Genomic DNA, 21,654 nt, shown 5'->3' on the forward strand with positions numbered 1-21,654 from the left:
AAAACCCACATGTCCAACCAGACACCGCAATGGATGAAAATGGGTTTAGAGGGTTAATGATGAATTATCCTGTTAATCATAGTAACGCAGGTCTAAGGTCGTTTCTTTTTTGGTGGACATAAACCCCGACTTGAAAACCGATCTATTGTATTCATGAGTATCGCTGATTGTTGCCATAGAGCACGTGTATAAAAATACTCGCTCGAGAATACATGACCTAGCATATAAACAAGGATGGGTTAATTATGGATGCTATTTTGGAACGAGTTGCAGGACTTGATGTTCATCAAGAGACAGTTGTTGCGTGTGTATTATATGGTCATTTAGACTACAAACCCAAAAGAAAGACAAAAACATTTGGAACGACAACAAAAGAATTATTAAATCTACAGGACTGGCTTGCAGAACTTAAGGTAACAGATGTTGCAATGGAAAGTACTGGAGTCTATTGGAAACCAGTTTGGAACATTCTAGAGGGGAGTTTTACACTTGTGCTTGCCAATGCACAACGAATCAAGAATGTACCTGGTAGAAAAACTGATGTATCCGATGCTTATTGGATCGCAAAACTGTTACGTGCAGGACTCGTTGAATCTAGTTTCGTTCCACCTATAGAAATAAGAGACTTACGAGATTTAACACGATATCGTCGAAAGCTTTTAGGTCATACAACATCCGAAAAAAATAGAATCCATAAAATATTACAAGATGCCAATATCAAATTGAGTACCTACATCACAGATCTATTCGGTGTATCTGGACGTGCTTTATTAAAAGCGATTCTCAATGGAGAAGTAATAGAATCCGACCAAGTAATGGGAATGGTAAAAACAACACTCAAGAAAAAAGTGCCCCAAATCGTGGAAGCTTTAAACGGTCGAGTTCGCCTTCATCATCGAGAACTGATTACAATGCATTATGACCACCTCCTTTACATTGAGAAACAAGTCGAAGAATTAGAAAGTAAGATTGCTCAATTAGTAACCCCCTATCAGGAAGAGATTAACTTATTAATAACCATTCCGGGTATTAAAAAAGATGCAGCAGCGACCATCTTAGCGGAAATAGGTATTGATATGTCTAACTTTCCAACTGATAGACACCTATCATCATGGAGTGGACTTAGCCCTGGTAATAATGAAAGTGCCGGTAAAAAAAAAGGTTCCAAATCGAACAAAGGAAATAAAGGTTTAAAAGCAGTCCTATGCCAAGTAAGTTGGGCTGCAATGAAAAAGAGGGACAGTAGGTTAGCTTCCTTTTATTATCGTTTAGTAAAAACACGTGGACCAAGAAAAGCAAATATGGCACTAGCACATTTAATATTAAAAATTATTTACCAGATGTTAAAAACAAAAACTTCATATGAAGAATTAGGTTGGGACTACCTTCCAAAAAAAGAAAGGAAAAAAGATTACTTTATAAAAAAACTTCAACATATGGGCTATGAAGTAGATATTCAAGAAATCAAACCCGCATAAATATTTTAATAGCCAAATTTTTTAAAATGAATTTATTCATTTTAGGGAGAGTACTTTTTTGCGCCAAAATTATTGAAAACCTCCATTTTCGTATAAAAAGAACAACACTTTTTCTGCGTGCGATGTCATTTCACTGGAGCTTTCCTTACTCTGTGGGGTCTTCAGGCTGTTCCTTTCCCACAGGACAGGGAGTGCTACAAAAGCAATACATCGCACGCAGAAAATTGATCTGTATTTTCAAGGAGTCTCGTATTTTTCCTTCGCTTAGAATAACTTTCTTTTCTAGAGAAGAAGTATACGAAGTCTTTTAGAAAATACAAAGATCCTTAGTGCTATGCAATCAAATACTGTCCTAAGGTAAAGGAAAAACGAAGACAATGAACCCACAAGTGAGCGTTCTTGCCTACCATTGAAAAGCTTAGTTTATTTTAATCTTAGTGCATCGTTTTACGAATACAATCTATTCCTACTTAATGATGGTTGATTTGGAGCCGTGCCCTATGGTGTGCGACTGCCCAGAGCGAAAATCAACATAGCAGTCAGCAGACTTTTTATTTTATCTGCCATAAACAAGAAACTTTTAGAAAATAGCCTTCATGTAAGAAGGAATAAACGATTACGTATGTGGGGGAAGGGGACAAGGTATGTCTGCTACCATAGCAATTATTATATTTGTTGTCAGTTACATCTTTATTATTTCTGAGAAAGTTAACCAAGCTTTAGTTGCTCTTTCTGGTGGTGTGTTACTATTATTAACTGGTGTTTATGAGTGGAATGATGCATTCACTAAACACATTGATTGGAATACAATTGCCTTGTTATTTTCCATGATGGTGCTTGTTTCGATAACAAAAAAGACTGGTTTATTCGAATATATTGCAATTACCTTTGCGCAAAAAGTAAAAGGTGCTCCTGTACCGCTGTTAATCGGGTGTTCTATATTAACAGCAATTGGTTCAGCATTATTAGATAATGTCACTACTGTTCTATTATTTGTACCGATTATTTTAACGTTAACCAAGCTCTTAAGGTTACCGTCTTTTCCTTATCTGCTTGCAATTATTTTTAGTTCTAACATAGGTGGAACAGCTACATTAATTGGAGATCCACCTAATATAATGATTGGGCAAGCTGTCGAGCATTTAACGTTTCTATCGTTTATAACTAATTTAGCACCATTAGTAATGATTATTTTTGTAGTGATGCTCGTCACGATTGTCTGGTTATTTCGCAAACAATTAATACAGCACGATGAGTTTTCAAATCATCTAATGAAAATGGATGGTTCAAAATATCTGAAAAAGACGCCTATGCTTTATCAATCGGTAACAGTCCTATCCCTGACAATTGTCGGATTCTTACTGCATCCTATTGTGCACGTAGACTTAACTACGGTTGCGGTATGTGGAGCCCTATTACTTTTATTAATAACGGAAAGAGAAATAAGTTCTGAAAAAATATTCCAAGAAGTTGAATGGGTTACCTTATTCTTTTTTATTGGGCTTTTTATGCTTGTAGGTGGATTAGAAGAAGTTGGTGCTATAGACGAGCTTGCCAGAGGAATTATGTGGCTAACAGAGGGCGATTTGCCTTACACTGCAATATTAATTCTTTGGACTTCTGGGATTTTCTCGCAAATTATTAATAATATCCCATTTGTTGCTGCGATGATTCCTGTGATTAACGAATTTCAAGCTTATGGTATGGCAAATTTAGATCCACTATGGTGGTCATTAGCCTTAGGAGCTTGTCTTGGTGGAAATGGAACATTAATAGGTGCGTCGGCTAATGTAGTTGTAGCGGGTTTAGCGGAAGGAGAAGGACAACGTATTCCTTTCATAAAGTTTTTAGTATATGGCATTCCTTTAGTGCTAATTTCTTTATTGATTTCATCTGTTTATGTATATCTTCGTTATCTATTGCCATTTCAACAACCTTTTTAAAAATGATAGAAGTAAGATCAGACAGGATAAACCATGGACAAACGGAAATAATAAATCGTACAAGTTTGTCTTAAGGAAGTGACCTGTTTGTCTTTAGAAGTAGGTACTATAATTTTTAGAACTATCTTGACTTATGTCGTAATTGTATTGATATTTCGAATGATGGGAAAAAGAGAAATTGGTGAGTTAAGTCTTCTTGATATTGTAGTTTTTATTATGGTTGCTGAAATGGCTGTCTTTTCAATCGAGGATCCTAAGGTCAACATTTTTCATGCGCTTATCCCCATGTTAATTCTGTTAATTATTCAACGGTTTACTGCATGGTTATCTTTAAAAATTCCAATGTTTAGGGATTGGTTTGAAGGAAAACCTTCTGTGATAATTTCCAGGGGGAAAATAGATGAAAAGGAAATGAAGAAGCAACGCTATAATTTTAATGATTTGATGCAACAACTGAGAGAAAATGGAACGAAAAGTGTACAAGATGTAGAATTTGCAATACTAGAGGCTTCAGGAAAGCTATCAGTTTTTGAAAAGGATAGCAGTCAAGAGGCAATTTCTCCCGATGGATACGTGGTTCCATTAATCATAGATGGATCCATTCAACAGCAATCATTGGAAAAAATAAATCAATCCGAAGCGTGGTTAAAGTCGGAATTAAAACAAAAGGGCTATGTGAATGTTGAAAACATTTCATTCTGTTCCTTAGATAGTAAAAATGAATGGTTTATCGATATAAAAAATGAAAAAAGATGAAGAAGGGACTAGGTTATTATTGAACTACTACCTCTAATATGGACAATGTAATAAAGGGACACTAAGCTGCCATCAGTAAATGATCCCGGTATTGAACCGGGGTCATTTTTTTCAATCCCCATTGATATCGCTGATTATTATACTCTTTAAAATACCGATTTACTACACGTTTTAATTCTCTTAAACTATTACATTCTTTATAATCTGCTTCATCTTTAAAATGGCCAAAGAATGATTCTATGGGGGCATTATCCCAACAGTTACCCCTTCGTGACATGGATTGTATCAGTTTCATCTGTTTAACCCTCTTTTGAAATTCGGGGTGAGTGTAGTGTACCCCTTGATCTGAATGCAACATTGCTTTTTCTGGAAATCCTTCAAGCATTGACCGTTTCATTATCTTTAATGTTTCATAAACAATATCCATTCCTAAACTTGTAGATATATAGTGTGCAATTATTTCTTTTGTACTTCCATCTTTCACGCAAGATAAATACGCCTTTTTTCCATTTCCATAATACAGATAAGTTATATCAGTTAATAATACTTTTCCAGCTTCGTTTTGATCAAACTCTCGTTGGAGAAGGTTTGGGCATGTACGGTGTTCAACAGTAGCTTTCATCATTTCTTTATACGGGTTCGCTCTTCTAACCTTCGCAAACAGTTCATATTTTCTCATTAACCTTCTGATTTTCTTGTGGTTCATTATAATGGAATAATCATTTTCTAAATCCATTTTGATTTGTAGATTTCCTGCTTTTTGTTTCTTGCGATAAAATATTTCTTTAATTATCTTAATATCCTTTTCATCCTGATCCTCACGAGCTTGGCGAATAGAGGCAGCCTTTATCCAAGCATAATAACCACTTTTACTTACACTCGCAAGCACACACAGATAGCTCAGAAGGTTCTTTATTTGATGGTGATGAACGGTATGATGAATTAAATTATATTTTTCTGAAGGTGTTAGAACCGTTTCTTTTTCAACGCCTGCCTCTCTAGTTCTTCTAACTTTTTTAGGAAATCATTTTCAGTTTCTAAAAATTTGATCCTAGCTTCAGCTCTTCTTAGTTTTTCTCTTCTGTAGATAAATCTTTCTTTAAAGACTTATCAACCTTCACTCTACCTCTAATATCTGTTTGTAATCCTAACTCTCCATATCTATCGTATATTTTGCGCCAATTATATATTCTTTTTCTCGGAAGATCTTTACCTATTACTTCAAGGTCAAAACCTCCATCAATGAAGATTATCGTAGGGGCTTTTCCGTTTAAATTGTCTTGTACTGCTTTGATTTTGAATTCTGGATGATAAGTAATGGAATGCTTAGAAACGCGCACTACATTTGAGTTCTTCTCAAGCGCTTTAATTTGTGTTTTAGAAAAGACTTTTTTGTTCATCTTCAGTTTCCTCCGCCCATAATAGTTAGTTTATTATAAACGGGTTTCCAAGTTAGGTATATAGAAAACCCGAATAATGAGTCCCTTTTTATAGGTGTCCATTATTCGGGTAGTAGTTCATTATAAACCTAGTCCCTGCGTTTTAGAAAAACTTTTTTATGAAAGGTATTTGCTCAAGTTCGTCTCTAGAGATGAATTTTAGTGTGAATAATAAAACAATATAAACGACAGTAAGACACGTTAATAACATCATAAAGATAGGAAGACTCGTTCCATAACCGACAAAAATATTTTTAAAGACAGCTCCAGTAATCCAGGTGAATCCCAACAATAAAACCATCTTAATAAAATCAATCCAAGGTATTTTAAAGGAAATGACCTTTATAAGAGTTGCTAAATGAAGAATCGTACCTAGCATAACTCCTACAGACATTGCTATTGCAGCACCCATAATTCCAAATTGTGGATTGGTTGCAAGTACAATCAATAACACAAATTTCACACAAGTACTTATTATACTATTCCACATTGCTGGTTTAGCATAATCGAGTGCTTGTAGGGCTGCATTTAATGGAAATTGTACATACAGGAATAAGAAAAATGGTGCCATCAGCACTAAGAATCGACTAGCATTACTTGTCCCATACATATAGGTTAAAATAGGAACCGCGAAGAGTGATAAAACAATTGTTGCGAGTGCCCCAGAGGCAAAAGAGATGCGAATTGCTTGATGGATTCTGTAATCAATGAGTCTTTTGTTACGTTTAGCATCTGCTTCACTAATGTTTGGCACAAGAGCTACAGCTAGAGAATGGGTAATAAAGGTCGGTAAAAACAAAAGTGGTAAGGCATAGCCTGTTAACTCCCCGTATTGTTTAGTAGCTACAACTGTTTTGAAACCAGCAATTGCAAGACTTTGAGACACTAAAATTGGTTCAAGGAAGTTCGAGATAGATCCCACAAGTCGACTACCTGTACTCGGCAATGCAATAGACATTAATTCATTAAGTGTGTCTTTTCCTGACTTAAGGTTTTGAAATATTTTACTTCTTAATTTTATTCTTTTCTTTATTTTAAACATGTGTAGCATAAATAAGAGAGAGCAAAATTCTCCAATTATTACAGAAATCATAGCTCCAGCTGCAGCAAATTCTACACCATAAGGTAAAAATAATTTAACTAGAAACGCCACACATGCAATTCGGACAATTTGTTCAATTACTTGTGCAATACTTTGTGGTTTCATGTTTTGTCGGCCTTGAAAGTATCCCCTGATAACGGAAGAAATAGCGCTAATTGGTACCATAGGACTGATGGCAAGTAAAGGCCATAATGTACGCTCATCTGTTAGGAAATTATTCGCAACAACTGGAGCAATAGCAATCATGCCAATAGTATAGAAGATACTCAGTGTTCCAGTAATGGTTAAAGAAATAATTAATATTCTTTTAATTTTGCGAGTATCTCCATATGCTTCAGCCTCAGCAACTCGCTTAGAGATAGCAATCGGTAACCCGAATTGGGATAACGTATAAATGAGGAAAAGTGTTGGAAGCGCCATATTATACAGCCCTATACCTTCTTCACCCATCAATCGGGCAACAACAATTCTATTTACGAATCCTAAGAAACGGGTGATCATACCAGCTAAGATTAGAATTAGTGTTCCTTGTAAAAATGTTTGTTTGGTCACATTGTCCGACCTGCCTTCTCAAAAAATTAAAATTACTATACAATGATATATATGCAAATGTATTGGCCAAGCATGACAAGCTTTCATAAATTAATAACGAATGAAGGAGCAATTTAATGATTATTACAAAGCGTGTTAGTCAATGGAAAGTTGAAATGGCATCTGTTTTGGAGAGTAAAGTAGATGAATTTAAATTAATGGGATATTCCCGCGCAACGGGAGTAGATGTCTGGAATTGCCTAACTGAAAAAGTATGGAAGGGTGATCCTGAAAAGCGGTTGCATGAAGTAGTGGAAGATATCTTTCATCTAAGTTCAAATAAGTACATGAGTTATTTAACTGTTCAAACTTATAAAGATGATACTGGTTTACTCGAATCTATTGCGGCAATTACGGGTTCACAAAAAGAATAATTTCATGAGTCTTTATTGACATAATCTTTTATTCGTTTCATAATACTTTTGAGTTTTATTTTTCTTATATAAATAATTACTCGATCTACAGAAAACCCTATGGATCTGGCTTTTTAGCAATAGACAAACAATATTCATTACATAAGTTCAGCCTATTTGTTTAATTTGCTAACTACATACCGTTGTATAAGTGGATAGAGTGAAGGAGGCAATTCAACATGGTGAAACGAGGCAGAATCGTTGCCTTTTTTCTAATCGTACTCGTGTTTGCAGCAACGATTGGAACAACGATTACAGGAATAACAAAAGATATAAAACTTGGACTAGATCTTCAAGGTGGATTCGAAATCCTTTATGAAGTAACTGCAGTGGATGAGGGTGCAGAAATCGACGCTAAAGACTTACAATCAACTGTCGAAGCTTTAAGACACCGTGTTGATGTGTTAGGAGTAAGTGAACCAAATTTTAACATTGAAGGTGATGATAGAATTAGGGTTCAACTTGCAGGGGTTGAAGACCAAACTGAAGCACGTGAATTATTAGCTACATCGGCACGTTTGTCTTTTCGAGACGTAAATGACAAGGAATATTTGGATGGTTCGGATATAAAACAGGGGAGTGCGAGGCAAGATTTTGACCCAACAACTCAGGAACCGATTGTAACAGTTGAGTTTGAGGATGCATCTAGCTTTGGCGATGTGACCCGTGAATTAATGGGTAAAGACATAGATAATCGAATTGTCATATGGCTAGATTATGAAGAGGGGGACAGCTTCGCTGAAGAATCCCAAAAAGCTGATCCTAAATATGTTTCTGCTCCAGGTTTTTCAGAGGTTTTAAATACCCCAAGTATACAAATTACAGGGGATTTTACTGTGGAATCGGCCCAACAATTAGCTGATATACTAAATGCAGGTTCATTAGATGTGAATCTTGAAGAAATGTACACAACATCTGTAGGTGCTCAGTTTGGGTTGCAAGCAATGGATAAGACCATTTTTGCAGGTGCTTTAGGTGTTGGACTTATCTTTATATTTATGATTGCTTATTACCGTTTTCCAGGTTTAATTGCTACGATTACGTTAAGTATTTATATTTATTTAATTCTATTAGTATTTGAACTAATGAATGGAGTTCTAACCTTACCAGGAATTGCTGCACTAATATTAGGTGTTGGTATGGCAGTTGACGCCAACATTATTACGTATGAACGAATGAAAGAAGAGCTAAAAGAAGGTAAAACAGTTACAGCTGCTTTTAAATCCGGTAATAGTAATTCGTTGTCTACGATTTTTGATGCAAACATTACAACCTTAATTGCTGCGACTGTCCTCTTTATTTTCGGGACAAGTTCTGTTAAAGGTTTTGCAACGTTATTAATTGTCAGCATCTTATTAAGCTTTGTAACGGCAGTCTTTGGTTCCAGACTATTTTTAGGACTATGGGTGAAAAGTAAGTTTCTTAATAAACGCCCAGGTTGGTTTGGCGTGAAAAAATCAGACATAAAAGATATTGCTAATCAAGAAGAAGTAGAGCCAACGGTATTTGGAAAACAATTTGATTTTGTAAGTAACCGGAAAAAATTCTTTACCATATCCATTGTGCTTGTATTAATTGGCGTCATTAGTTTAAGCATCTTTCGATTAAATCTAGGTATTGATTTTATTAGTGGTTCTCGTGTTGAAGTACTTTCAGAAAATCAATCACTTACTACAGAAGAAATCAGAAATGGGTATGAAGAACTCGAATTGGAGCCAGTAGGAAAAATTGTTTTATCAGGAGATAATAATAATATTGCTGTAACGCGTTTTGATGAAGAGCTAGGGCAAGATAAGGTAGCAGAAATTAGAGATTATTTCACTGAAAAGTATGGAAGTGCTCCTAATGTGAGTACGGTATCACCCGTTGTTGGTCAACAATTAGCTAAAAATGCAGCACTAGCTATTTTGTATGCATCAATCGGGATTATAATCTATGTTACGCTCCGATTTGAATTTTATTTCGCACTTACTGGAATACTTGCGTTACTTCATGATGCATTCTTTATCGTCGCATTGTTTAGTATTACGAGACTAGAATTTGATATTACCATTATAGCTGCAATTTTAACGATTGTTGGTTATTCGATTAACGATACAATTGTTACGTTTGACCGAATAAGGGAAAACCTCAAGAAAAAGAAACGAGTCAAATCGTTTGCTGAGCTCGCGTTAATTATAAATAGAAGTTTAATGCAAACTTTAGGCCGAAGTATTAACACTGTATTAACAGTAGTTTTTGCAGCCGTTATGTTACTTGTGTTTGGCGCATCATCGATTACTAATTTTGCGTTTGCATTAGTAGTAGGTTTAGCTGCTGGAACATATTCTTCACTATTTATTGCGACCCAAGTATGGCTTGTATGGCGTGGTAAAAACATAAAAGAAAATCCAATTGTTTATTTAGAGAAAAAGCGAAATGACGGACCTCAGGTGTAAGTTATATTTCCCCCCTCTTGTTCAGGTGAACAAGAGGGTTTTTATTTAACTTTTAAAGGGTAAATGATGAATATAATTATAATTGATGAGTTTTTTTAATGATATTTAGGCACACTATAAACAAGTGTAATCCTATAATCGACCTTAATATCGATGTCATTTATAGTTTATCATTGTAATCTAGAATAGGAGGGTAATAGTGAAAGGTCAAACTTATATTATTTTAGCACTCATATTTGCGGTAATTGTTGCCATTTTTGCAGTAATTAACGTTGATCCTGTAGAAGTAAACTTTTTATTCGGTACAGGTGATGCACCATTAATTTTAGTGATTTTAGTATCTGTTTTAATGGGGGGTATTATAACTGGTTCAGTTGGTATCGTTAGGTTAATACGGTTACAAAGAGAAATCAGAGGACTAAAGCAAGAGAATACACAATTAAAAGAAACAAATCAGCATGATGGAGTTGAAAATAGAGAAGAACAAGGTGAGCCTTTGTCTGCTAGCAAAATAGGACAAAGTTCGAATGAGTAACTAAATAAATAATCTGTTTGCTACCCCTGACACACTCTTGTATAATAAGTGAGTCAGGGGTGAACTTATGTTACAAAGTCAATCAAACTGGAAATTTACATATAAACAAAATATAGACGATCATGTCGAATTTCCGAACCTTTCGTTATCTCCTTTAACCGAACGTCTTTTGTCACAAAGAGGAATTACATCAACCGATGAAGCGAAATCGTTTTTAAACCCTGAAATTGATGATTTGTTAAGTCCTGCTCAATTAAGTGATATTGAAAAAGCTGCTGAGCGAGTGAAATTAGCAATTGACCAAGGGGAAAGTATTCTTGTTTTTGGAGATTATGATGCTGATGGTGTTAGCTCGACAACTGTAATGGTTGAAGCACTTAGAGAATTAGGAGCTATATGTGAATACTATATACCAAACCGATTTACGGAAGGTTATGGCCCGAATGAAGCTGCTTTTCGCCAAGCTCATGAGGAAGGATTTCAAATAATTATTACTGTTGATACTGGTATTGCAGCAGTTCAAGAAGCTGACATTGCTAAACAACTTGGAATAGATCTTATCATTACAGATCATCATGAAGTACAGGAGAAATTACCTGATGCTTTTGCAATCATCCACCCTAAATGTTCAGAGAATTATTCTTTTAAAGAACTAGCTGGTGTTGGGGTCGCCTTTAAATTTGCTGAATACTTGTTGGGTTATTTCCCAAATGATTTATTAGATTTGGTGGCGATTGGAACAATAGCTGATTTAGTACCATTAAAGGCAGAGAATAGAATATTAGCTTATCATGGTCTAAAAGCTATATCGAAATCCAAAAGACCCGGTATTCAAGCACTTAGAAAGCAGTGCAATATTGAGGGGGCATTTACCGAAGAAGATATTGGCTTTCTGGTTGGTCCTCGAATAAACGCTGTAGGTAGGTTGCAAGATGCTTATCCAGCTGTGGAGTTATTATTAACGAATGATGTGGAAGAAGCTGAGGAAATTGCACAGTTCATTCAACAATTAAACCAAGAACGACAGAAAATAGTAGCCGATATTACAAACGAAGCTGAGGCAATTGTTCAATCTGATCATTCAGGAAACAACGATTGTGTTATCGTCGTTGCAAAAGAAGGTTGGAATGAAGGAGTCTTAGGTATTGTAGCATCAAAACTAGTCAGGACTTATCAAAGACCGGCAATTGTACTTTCAATTAATAAAGATAAAGGTCATGCTAAAGGATCTGCTCGTAGTATTGATGCATTTGATTTGTTTTCTAATTGTATGCAAATTAAAGAAACCTTTATTCACTTTGGTGGTCATGCTCAAGCTGCCGGAATGTCATTAAATGAAGAAAATATTGAAATGTTACGCCAGAGGTTAAACCAGTTAGCTGGGGAACAATTAAGCGTTAATGATTATAAACAGTTATTAAATGTAGATTCATCTATTGATATAAGTGAGTTGAATGTAGATTTGGTAAAAGAGATAGCCAAACTTTCTCCTTTTGGAATGGGAAATCCAAAGCCACTTTTTCATATTAAGGCATCGCCTAAAGAATTAAGACAAATTGGTAGTCAACTAAACCATCTGAAAATTTCATTTCAATCAGATCAATCGCAATTGGATAGTATTGGTTTTGGGATGGGTACACTATTCTCCACTATAGCCCCGCAATCTGAAATTGATGCGGTGGGAGAGTTGCAAATTAATGAATGGAATGGCAAGAAAAAAGTGCAGCTCCTTCTTAAAGATTTAGCCATTGAAGAATGGCAGTTGTTTGATTACAGAGGTTCTAAACATTTGCAAAAACAGCTGGTCTCAGCATTTGATTATGAGACAAGCTTAGTAATCAACTCTCAATCAAATTCTGCTGAAAATGTATTATCTGAGATATACCATTCATCTTATCAGGAACTTTCTTTAGAAGGATTAAAAAACAAGCAAATTAAGGATCTAATATTATTAGATTTACCTACTGAATTAGATCAATTAAGCAATGTATTGTCTATTGTAAAACCGGAAAGAATCTATGCCTGTTATCATGTTAATGATGGACAGTATTTCAGTTCCTTACCAATAAGAGAAGACTTTAAATGGTTTTATGCGATGTTACTTAAGCGAAAGCAATTTGAGTTAAATAGAGATATACCTAAGTTAACAAGACATAAAGGTTGGAAGGAAGAAAAAATAAAATTTATCATTAAAGTGTTTTATGAATTAGAATTTGTTAAAATGGACAATGGTATAATAATACCTAATCCGAATCCTTCAAAAAAGGATTTAACTGAATCATTAACCTATCAAAATAAAATTAATCAATCAGAAATTGAAGCGAAACTATATTATTCTAATTATAATGAACTTAAAAATTGGATAAGTCATCAATTGGATAAGGATAGCTCGACCAAGGAGGAAGTAAGTTATGGATTATAAAAAATACATTACTGTCGTAGAAGATTGGCCAAAAGAAGGGGTAAGATTCAAAGATATAACCACGTTAATGGACAATGGTACGGCATATAAATCTGCAGTTGATGAAATAGTTACGTATGCAAAAAATAGAGATATTGACGTGATTGTAGGACCAGAAGCTAGAGGTTTTATCGTTGGATGCCCGGTTTCTTATGCCTTGGAAATAGGCTTTGCACCTGTTCGTAAAGAAGGTAAGTTACCAAGAGAAGTAATTAAAATTAACTATGGTTTAGAATATGGTTCGAATGTTTTAACAATTCATAAAGATGCAATCAGGCCTGGACAACGTGTGTTAATCACGGATGATTTACTTGCAACAGGAGGAACTATTGAAGCTACAATCAATTTGGTAGAGCAGCTAGGTGGAATCGTAGTTGGTTGTGCTTTTCTGATTGAACTTACTTATTTAAATGGTCGCGATAAACTTAAAGGTTATGATGTATTGACTTTAATGGAATATTAAATAGTACTAAGGAGTGCTCTTGATTTAAGAGTACTCCTTGTTTTCCTATATATTTTTTTACAAATATTAGTGGGTTTATGTGTAATTAATCATACCTTTTAATTTATAACAACTTTTACTTTACTTTTTGACTTGTTTTTTTGATACTATAAGAAAGCAATAAGCCATAATTCTATATTTTATTTATTATATATTGATTAGAAATTTTAACTATACGTTTTTGTACAACCATTAAGCTGTCCATTTCTAAATGAACAGTAGTAAAAAGGACAAAGGTGATAAGATGTCGAAGGATAATATTTTGACAGCAGAAGATGTTATAAAGCAGGCTTCTCAGTATCTTTCAAAAGAAGATGCTGATTTTATTAGTCGTGCGTATCAGTTTGCTGAACAAGCACATCATGGTCAATTCCGTAAATCTGGAGAACCTTATATCATACATCCTATCCAAGTTGCGGGTATTTTGGTTCATTTAGAATTAGACCCAGAAACAATAGCTGGGGGGTTCTTACATGATGTAGTAGAGGACACTGAGGTAACCGTCGAACAATTGGCAGAGGAATTTAATAGTGAAGTTGCTATGTTAGTAGATGGTGTATCTAAATTAGGTAAAATTAAATATAAATCGAAAGAAGCTCAACAAGCTGAAAATCATAGGAAAATGTTCGTGGCAATGGCTAAAGACATCCGTGTAATTTTAATCAAGTTAGCCGATCGGTTACACAACATGCGAACACTTAAACATTTACCATCTGAAAAACAACGAAGAATTTCTAATGAAACACTGGAAATCTTTGCACCACTTGCACACCGCTTAGGAATTTCTACTATAAAGTGGGAGTTAGAAGACACGGCCCTAAGGTATTTAAATCCACAACAATATTATCGAATTGTACATCTTATGAAACAAAAACGTGAAGAGCGTGAGCATTATATCGAAGAAGTAATGTCAGAAGTACAAAAACAACTAAAAGATGTAAAAATAGAAGCGGAATTTTCTGGAAGGCCAAAACATCTCTATAGTATTTATCGTAAAATGGTTTTACAAAATAAACAGTTTAATGAGATTTATGATTTACTTGCAGTTAGAATAATTGTTCATAGTATTAAGGATTGTTATGCAGTTCTTGGCATTATTCATACGTGTTGGAAACCGATGCCCGGGAGATTTAAAGATTATATTGCTATGCCAAAACCTAATCTATACCAGTCGTTACACACTACGGTAATTGGTCCAAAGGGTGCGCCTCTTGAAGTGCAAATTCGAACCAAGGATATGCACGAGATAGCTGAATTTGGTATTGCTGCTCACTGGGCTTATAAAGAAGGTAAAAACATTGACAAGAACAACTTGAATTCTGAAGAAAAACTAGCATGGTTTAGAGAAATTATTGAATGGCAGAATGAGACGCATGACGCTGAAGAATTTATGGAGTCTTTGAAGGTCGATTTATTTTCTGATATGGTTTATGTTTTTACACCTAAAGGAGATGTAATTGAATTACCTGCTGGCTCTGTTCCGCTTGACTTTGCATATAAAATTCATACTGAAGTTGGTAACCAGACCATTGGTTCTAGGATAAACGGTAAAATGGAACCATTAGACTATCAATTGAAAAATGGTGACATCGTTGAAGTAATGACATCAAAGCATTCTTACGGACCATCACAAGACTGGTTGAAGATAACCCAAACATCACAAGCAAAAAACAAGATAAAACAATTCTTTAAAAAACAGCGACGTGATGAAAATATTACAAAAGGGAAAGAGTTAATAGAAAAAGAAGTTAAAACAAACGGATACGAACCAAAAGATGTGTTCACTCCAGAAAACATAAAAAAGGTTGCTGAAAAGTTCAACTTTACAAATGACGAAGATATGTATGCAGCCGTTGGTTATCAGGGGATTACTGCAGCACAAATTGCAACGCGTCTAACTGAAAAAATCAGAAAAGAAAAAGAAATGGAAAAAGACCTTGAGCAGTCAATAGAAGGTGTGAAAAGTAGTGGTTTAAAGTCCACTGCACGACATAAAAGGGATTCAGGTGTCCGTGTAGAGGGTGTTGATAACCTTCTTGTCCGCTTATCAAAATGTTGTAATCCTGTTCCAGGTGATGATATCTCTGGTTATATTACAAAGGGACGTGGAGTATCTGTGCATCGATATGATTGTCCAAATATACAGACAGAAGAAGCTAAGGACCGTATCCTACACGTTCAATGGGAAAATACAGATACACAGACGAAGCAGTATCACGTTGATCTTGAAATTTCCGGATATGACAGACGCGGGTTACTTAATGATGTCCTACAAGCTGTTAATGAGACGAAAACTAATATAATAGCTGTAAATGGAAAATCTGATCGAAATAAAATGGCACTTATTCATATTACGATTTTAATTCATAATTTGAGCCATTTAAGAAAAATTGTAGATCGTTTAAAACAAATTAAAGATGTTTACACTGTTGAAAGAATGTTGCAATAGTTAACAAATGCTTGTAGACGAAGTGAAATCAAGGAGAGGTGTAATGATGAGAGCGGTTATTCAACGTGCTGAAAATGCCTCTGTTTCTGTTAGTGAAAATGTAGTTGGAGAAATAGAATTTGGTTTAGTAGTTTTATTAGGTGTTACACACGATGATACGTTAGAGGATGCAAAGTATCTCGCTAATAAAATTATAAACCTTCGAATATTTGAAGATGATTCCAGAAAAATGAATGTATCATTAAAAGATGTAGGAGGAAGTATCTTATCTATATCACAATTTACACTTTATGGTGATTGTAAAAAAGGTAGAAGACCTAATTTTATGAATGCAGCGAAACCAGAACCAGCTAATGAGTTGTACAAGCATTTTAACTCCCTGTTACAAGTCGAAGGAATTAATGTACAAACAGGTCAATTCGGTGAGATGATGGATGTAAAGTTAACAAATGTTGGGCCGATGACTTTGATATTAGATAGCTTCGAAAAATAGCATCCAATACTTTACTTTGACTAAAAGAAAGGCATAGAGTTCGCTCTATGCCTCTTTTTTGAATTTTTAAATGCCCATTGTTAGATAGGCAAACTTCATATTTAATTATTCGAATAAAATTTATTTAAGCCACTAATTATTCCCTTTGTTATATCTTCTTGGAAAGTACTACTCATTATATTTTGCTCCTCCATGTTGTTAGACAAAAAACCGAGTTCTAAAAGGATTGAAGGACGACGGTTCATTCTTATAACTTGGAAATCACCAAATTCTGTACCGTTATCTTCCATAGCTGTTGATGTAATAAGCTCTTTTTGAATTGTAGTGGCAAGGATGGCATCTCTTTCATAATAATAATAGGTATTAGCACCATTAATGTCAGGGTGTTGTGGTAGGCTATTATAATGAATACTAAGAAAAATGTCAGCATCAACTAAATTAGATAAGCTAGATCTTCCACCTAGTGACAGATAATTATCATTTGTTCTAGTTAATATTACATTAGCACCTAATAATTCTAGTTTTCTTTTTAAGTTGTAAGCTGTTGTTATTGTATAGTCTTTTTCGTATCTTCCGCTTGCCCCAATGGCACCAACATCTCTTCCGCCATGACCCGCATCAATTACGATTGTTTTGTTTTTTACGCCATATTCAGTATTGATTCTAGATGGCTGTTTACTACTTTCAACGAGCCAGCTAGGAATATAGCCTTGTTTGCCATCCCATTCAATTTCAACCCAATTGTTTACTTCACTTTTTGTTTGTAAAACTTCACCTTTATTGATTTGGCTTACTATTTTTCCATCTGTTGAGGCTTGATCGCGGATGTTCGTTCCATCATAAAGAATCCAGATTTTGCTCGTGTCGCTCTCAATTGTACTTTCCTCACGAATAGTAACAAACTCTTTAGTAATCCAACCTGTTGTTTGATCAATTTTTATTTCAATCCATTCATCTTGATTGTCAGTAATTTCAAAGGTTTCACCTTGATTGACTTGAGTAATCGTATCAAAGCTAGTCCCTGGCCCGCTTCTAACATTTAAATTATTGACATTAATCATTGCCTCATTTGCATAAACAACAAAAGAACTGGACAAAATTATTATAACAGTTGTAATAAATAGCAATGCATAACTTGTCTGCTTCAAAGTTAGTTTCCTCCAACAATTAAAATCTTTCTAGTAAAAAAGCTAATGTTATGAACATCTTATCAAATAGAAATAAAAAAGTAACTAATAAGCCATAAAATACTTAAATATAAGGATGATAAATTTGAGATTAAATAGTAAACAAGCAAATTCCCATGTAATTGATAACCTTTATGGAGCAAATTTCCACAGGTTTGTAGAAATGGATGGGAACGCACATAGTATCGAAATAGCTGTTGAATTAGGAATATCCTTAGGAGACGTTAAAAAACTAAAAGAAAAGTTAAATCGTTCTTGACAACTTATCTACCAAAGATTAATATTATAAGAAATTATTTGAATTTTGTAACCTTCTACTTTAAATTAAAATGATTAAAAAAATAGTATCATAACCAATGACGGAAAAAGTAGTCAGAACTCATTAGAATAGAGAGAGAACCCCGAGGCTGAAAGGGTTCTTACTAGAAGAACTGATGAAAGACATTCCTAAGGCTTTGTATTGAAAAAAAGAGTAAATACAAACGTAAGCAGGCGTTAACTGTTTGAGTGGGAGTTTTTATTTAGTATGAACTTCAACTAGGGTGGTAACACGGGTATAACTCTCGTCCCTTTTATAGGGATGGGAGTTTATTTTTTTTGTGGAATTTCAAAAATTTAACAGTATATATAGAAGAGGGAAATACAATAGTGTTATATCATTAATTCGTCTTACTACGAGAAATTATATGCTAGTATAAGAATATAATCTATATCTAAACCTAGCAATTTTATAGCTAGGATTAGATTAGAAACATTTTATTTATACATAAAATAGATTTAGGGGGTTGTACCATGAACATGAAGGCGCCTAGAGGTACACAAGATTTACTGCCAGGCACTACAGAAAAATGGCAATATGTAGAAGCAAAATTCAAGGATCTGTGTAACAGATTTAATTATAGTGAAATTCGAACACCAATCTTCGAACACACAGAGTTGTTTCAACGAGGTGTTGGTGATACAACTGATATTGTTCAGAAGGAAATGTACACTTTTACCGACCGCGGTGATAGAAGTTTAACATTGCGCCCTGAAGGTACTGCTTCTGTTGTCAGAGCTTTTGTAGAAAATAAACTATTTGGATTACCAAGTCAACCGACTAAATTGTTTTATTTTGGACCAATGTTTCGTTACGAACGCCCGCAACAAGGACGTATGCGGCAATTTGTTCAATTCGGCATCGAAGCTTTAGGTAGTGCAGACCCTGCAATAGATGCAGAAGTCATTTCATTAGCTATGAGCGGCTATCAAGAGTTAGGTTTACGTTCGCTTAAACTGGTCATTAATAGTTTAGGTGATTCGGAAAGTAGAACCAACCATAGAAACGCACTGATAAGTCATTTCGAACCACATAAAGAAGAGTTATGTGGAGATTGTCAACTAAGACTTGAGAAAAACCCACTTCGGATACTTGACTGCAAAAAAGATAGCAATCACCCTGCGATGGAAACAGCACCATCCATATTAGAATATTTGAATGATGAATCGAAATTATATTTTGAAGCAGTAAAAATTCACCTGGATCAAATGGGCATCGCTTATGTTGTAGATAAAAATTTAGTGCGTGGATTAGACTATTACAATCATACCGCTTTTGAAATCATGAGTGAGGCAGAGGGATTTGGTGCAATTACTACGTTGTCTGGTGGTGGAAGATATAATGGACTTGTAGAAGATCTAGGTGGACCGGAAACACCTGGGATTGGTTTTGCTCTTAGTGTCGAACGTCTACTAATGGCACTTGAAGCAGAAGGTATTGAGTTACCCCTTAATAATAAATTAGATTGCTATTTCGTTGCTTTAGGAGAGAAGGCAAGTAGTGAAGCTGTTCGTCTTACTTATGAATTAAGGAAAGCTGGTATTCAAGTAGATAAAGATTATCAAGACAAAAAATTCAAAGCGCAGTTTAAGTCTGCTGACCGACTAAATGCAAAGTATGTTCTTGTATTAGGTGATGACGAAATAGAGAATAAAATTGTAAATGTCAAGGATATGAATTCTGGGGAGCAAGAGGAAGTAGCGTTTGAACAACTAGTAAGTTATTTGCAGGAAGTATTGCGGGGAGGTAAATAAAATGAATATAGAACGTCATTTAGCTGGAAAGTTAAGAAAAGAAAATGTAGGTGAAAAGATAAGTTTAAAAGGTTGGGTACAAAAAAGACGAGATTTAGGTGGATTAATCTTTATTGACCTTAGAGATCGTTCTGGAATTGTACAAGTGGTTTTTAATCCGGAAGTATCAGAGCAAGCCTTACAAGTAGCAGATAAAGTCAGAAGTGAATTTGTCATTGAAGTAAGTGGGGAAGTTGTTAATCGCGATCAATCAACAATAAACCCTAAAGTAGCTACTGGCGAAATAGAAGTAGTTGTTAAGGAAATAAGTATATTAAATCATGCAAAAAATCCACCTTTTCAAATCCAAGATGAATCCGATGTTGCAGAGGATTTAAGATTAAAATATAGATATTTGGATCTACGACGTGAGTCGATGCAACAAACATTTAAATTACGTCACAGGACGACTCAGGTAATAAGAAACTTTTTAAATGAAGAAGAGTATTTAGACATGGAAACACCAATGTTAACGAAAAGTACACCAGAAGGTGCGAGAGATTATTTGGTTCCAAGTCGAGTTCACGAAGGTCATTTTTATGCTTTGCCTCAATCACCACAACTTTTTAAACAGTTGTTAATGGTTTCTGGGTTTGAACGCTACTATCAATTTGCCAGATGTTTTAGAGACGAAGATTTACGAGCAGATAGACAACCAGAGTTTACACAAATTGATATTGAAACTTCATTTATGACGAGTGACGAAATCATGGCAATGACAGAACGAATGATGAAAAAAGTTATGAAGGAAGTAAAAGGAATGGATGTTACAGTTCCATTTCCACAGATGCCGTATGATGAAGCGATGGAACGGTTTGGTTCAGACAAGCCTGACACAAGATTCGGCTTGGAACTAGTAACTCTTTCTGAAGCAGTAAAGGATTCAGGGTTTAAGGTGTTTAGTGGTGCTATCGAATCTGGTGGGAAAGTAAGTGCTATAAACGTTAAGGGTAATGCAGACAAATTTTCTCGGAAAGATATAGATCATCTTACTGATTTTGTTAAAATATACGGTGCCAAGGGACTAGCTTGGTTAAAGGCAGAAGATGGTGAGTTAAAAGGACCTATTTCTAAGTTTTTGTCAGAACAAGAGGTAGCAAAGTTCAATGAAGTATTAGACGTATCCAATGGAGATTTGTTGTTGTTTGTCGCAGATAAAACGAGTGTCGTTTACGACAGTTTAGGAGCATTAAGACAAAAGCTAGCAAAAGAACTGCAATTAATTGATGAATCACAATTTAATTTTCTATGGGTAACGGATTGGCCATTATTAGAATATGAAGAAGAGCAAGGACGATATTCTGCAGCTCACCATCCATTCACAATGCCTGCATATGAGGATATTAATAAATTAGAAACAAATCCAGGTGATGTTAAAGCACAAGCCTATGATTTAGTGTTAAATGGATATGAACTCGGTGGTGGATCGTTACGTATTTACCAAAGAGAATTGCAAAATAAGATGTTTAAAGTATTAGGATTTTCTGAGGAAGAAGCAAAAGAACAGTTTGGCTTCCTACTTGAAGCACTAGAATATGGAGCACCACCACATGGTGGGATAGCACTTGGATTTGACAGAATTATTATGTTATTGGCTGGTAAAAATAATTTAAGAGACACTATACTATTTCCAAAGACTGCATCAGCATCCTGCTTGTTAACTGAAGCGCCAGGATCAGTTAGTGAAAGTCAGTTAGACGAGCTATCTCTAGCAATAAAAAAGAAGAAATAAATAGCTTATAATAGAAAGGTAAT

The 21,654-nt window shown here is 34.9% G+C and carries 15 protein-coding genes, 1 pseudogene and 1 other annotated feature; of the genes and pseudogenes, 13 read left to right on the forward strand and 3 right to left on the reverse strand.

What is annotated here, in order from left to right:
- Nucleotides 1-245: 245 nt before the first annotated feature.
- From QQS35_RS13340 to QQS35_RS13350, 3 genes are all read left to right on the forward strand, one after another.
- A complete protein-coding gene (locus tag QQS35_RS13340) occupies nt 246-1,478 on the forward strand; it encodes an IS110 family RNA-guided transposase (protein ID WP_285932552.1) in 1,233 nt (410 codons plus the stop codon).
- 644 nt (nt 1,479-2,122) lie between these two features.
- Complete coding sequence (locus QQS35_RS13345) at nt 2,123-3,421, forward strand: ArsB/NhaD family transporter (protein ID WP_285932717.1); 1,299 nt, start codon at nt 2,123-2,125, stop codon at nt 3,419-3,421.
- 87 nt (nt 3,422-3,508) lie between these two features.
- Nucleotides 3,509-4,177, forward strand: coding sequence for a DUF421 domain-containing protein (locus QQS35_RS13350; RefSeq protein ID WP_285932718.1), 669 nt, complete (start codon nt 3,509-3,511; stop codon nt 4,175-4,177).
- A 61-nt stretch (nt 4,178-4,238) separates the two neighbouring features.
- On the opposite strand, the pseudogene QQS35_RS13355 reads toward QQS35_RS13350, so the two are convergent.
- Together QQS35_RS13355 and spoVB are read right to left on the reverse strand one after the other, a co-directional pair.
- Nucleotides 4,239-5,577 (reverse strand): annotated as a pseudogene (locus tag QQS35_RS13355) (IS3 family transposase).
- A 142-nt stretch (nt 5,578-5,719) separates the two neighbouring features.
- Nucleotides 5,720-7,270: a stage V sporulation protein B gene (spoVB, locus tag QQS35_RS13360; RefSeq protein WP_285932719.1), complete on the reverse strand. Its 1,551-nt coding sequence runs from the start codon at nt 7,268-7,270 to the stop codon at nt 5,720-5,722.
- A gap of 116 nt (nt 7,271-7,386) precedes the next feature.
- Between spoVB and QQS35_RS13365 the strand changes: the two genes are divergently transcribed.
- The 7 genes from QQS35_RS13365 (at nt 7,387) to dtd (ending at nt 16,600) form a co-directional block, all read left to right on the forward strand.
- Nucleotides 7,387-7,683, forward strand: a complete 297-nt coding sequence (locus QQS35_RS13365) for a post-transcriptional regulator (RefSeq protein ID WP_285932720.1) — start codon at nt 7,387-7,389, stop codon at nt 7,681-7,683.
- A gap of 218 nt (nt 7,684-7,901) precedes the next feature.
- Nucleotides 7,902-10,160, forward strand: a complete 2,259-nt coding sequence (secDF, locus tag QQS35_RS13370) for a protein translocase subunit SecDF (protein WP_285932721.1) — start codon at nt 7,902-7,904, stop codon at nt 10,158-10,160.
- A 199-nt stretch (nt 10,161-10,359) separates the two neighbouring features.
- Nucleotides 10,360-10,695: a LapA family protein gene (locus tag QQS35_RS13375; protein ID WP_285932722.1), complete on the forward strand. Its 336-nt coding sequence runs from the start codon at nt 10,360-10,362 to the stop codon at nt 10,693-10,695.
- A gap of 67 nt (nt 10,696-10,762) precedes the next feature.
- Nucleotides 10,763-13,117 carry a single-stranded-DNA-specific exonuclease RecJ gene (recJ, locus tag QQS35_RS13380; RefSeq protein WP_285932723.1) on the forward strand — a complete coding sequence of 785 codons (2,355 nt, stop codon included), beginning with the start codon at nt 10,763-10,765 and terminating at the stop codon, nt 13,115-13,117.
- Complete coding sequence (locus QQS35_RS13385; protein WP_285932724.1) at nt 13,107-13,619, forward strand: adenine phosphoribosyltransferase; 513 nt, start codon at nt 13,107-13,109, stop codon at nt 13,617-13,619. Before recJ ends, QQS35_RS13385 begins: the two co-directional genes overlap by 11 nt.
- Before the next feature lie 283 nt (nt 13,620-13,902).
- Nucleotides 13,903-16,107: a RelA/SpoT family protein gene (locus tag QQS35_RS13390; protein WP_285932725.1), complete on the forward strand. Its 2,205-nt coding sequence runs from the start codon at nt 13,903-13,905 to the stop codon at nt 16,105-16,107.
- Between the two features lie 46 nt (nt 16,108-16,153).
- Complete coding sequence (gene dtd, locus QQS35_RS13395; RefSeq protein WP_285932911.1) at nt 16,154-16,600, forward strand: D-aminoacyl-tRNA deacylase; 447 nt, start codon at nt 16,154-16,156, stop codon at nt 16,598-16,600.
- Between the two features lie 101 nt (nt 16,601-16,701).
- Here dtd and QQS35_RS13400 read toward each other — a convergent pair whose 3' ends face one another.
- Nucleotides 16,702-17,748 carry an N-acetylmuramoyl-L-alanine amidase gene (locus QQS35_RS13400; protein ID WP_285932726.1) on the reverse strand — a complete coding sequence of 349 codons (1,047 nt, stop codon included), beginning with the start codon at nt 17,746-17,748 and terminating at the stop codon, nt 16,702-16,704.
- A 115-nt stretch (nt 17,749-17,863) separates the two neighbouring features.
- On the opposite strand from QQS35_RS13400, the gene QQS35_RS13405 reads away from it, so the two are divergent.
- From QQS35_RS13405 to aspS, 3 genes are all read left to right on the forward strand, one after another.
- The gene (locus QQS35_RS13405; RefSeq protein ID WP_285932727.1) at nt 17,864-18,046 is read left to right on the forward strand and encodes a hypothetical protein; all 183 of its coding nucleotides are present in this window, start codon (nt 17,864-17,866) and stop codon (nt 18,044-18,046) included.
- A gap of 88 nt (nt 18,047-18,134) precedes the next feature.
- Nucleotides 18,135-18,361, forward strand: a binding site (T-box leader).
- A 218-nt stretch (nt 18,362-18,579) separates the two neighbouring features.
- Nucleotides 18,580-19,860: a histidine--tRNA ligase gene (hisS, locus tag QQS35_RS13410; RefSeq protein WP_285932728.1), complete on the forward strand. Its 1,281-nt coding sequence runs from the start codon at nt 18,580-18,582 to the stop codon at nt 19,858-19,860.
- Nucleotide 19,861: 1 nt separating this feature from the next.
- A complete protein-coding gene (gene aspS / locus QQS35_RS13415) occupies nt 19,862-21,631 on the forward strand; it encodes an aspartate--tRNA ligase (RefSeq protein ID WP_285932729.1) in 1,770 nt (589 codons plus the stop codon).
- The last annotated feature ends 23 nt before the right edge of the window (nt 21,632-21,654 follow it).

The sequence above is a fragment of the Aquibacillus rhizosphaerae genome, from assembly GCF_030282825.1.
In the GTDB taxonomy this organism is placed as follows: domain Bacteria; phylum Bacillota; class Bacilli; order Bacillales; family Amphibacillaceae; genus Aquibacillus_C; species Aquibacillus_C rhizosphaerae.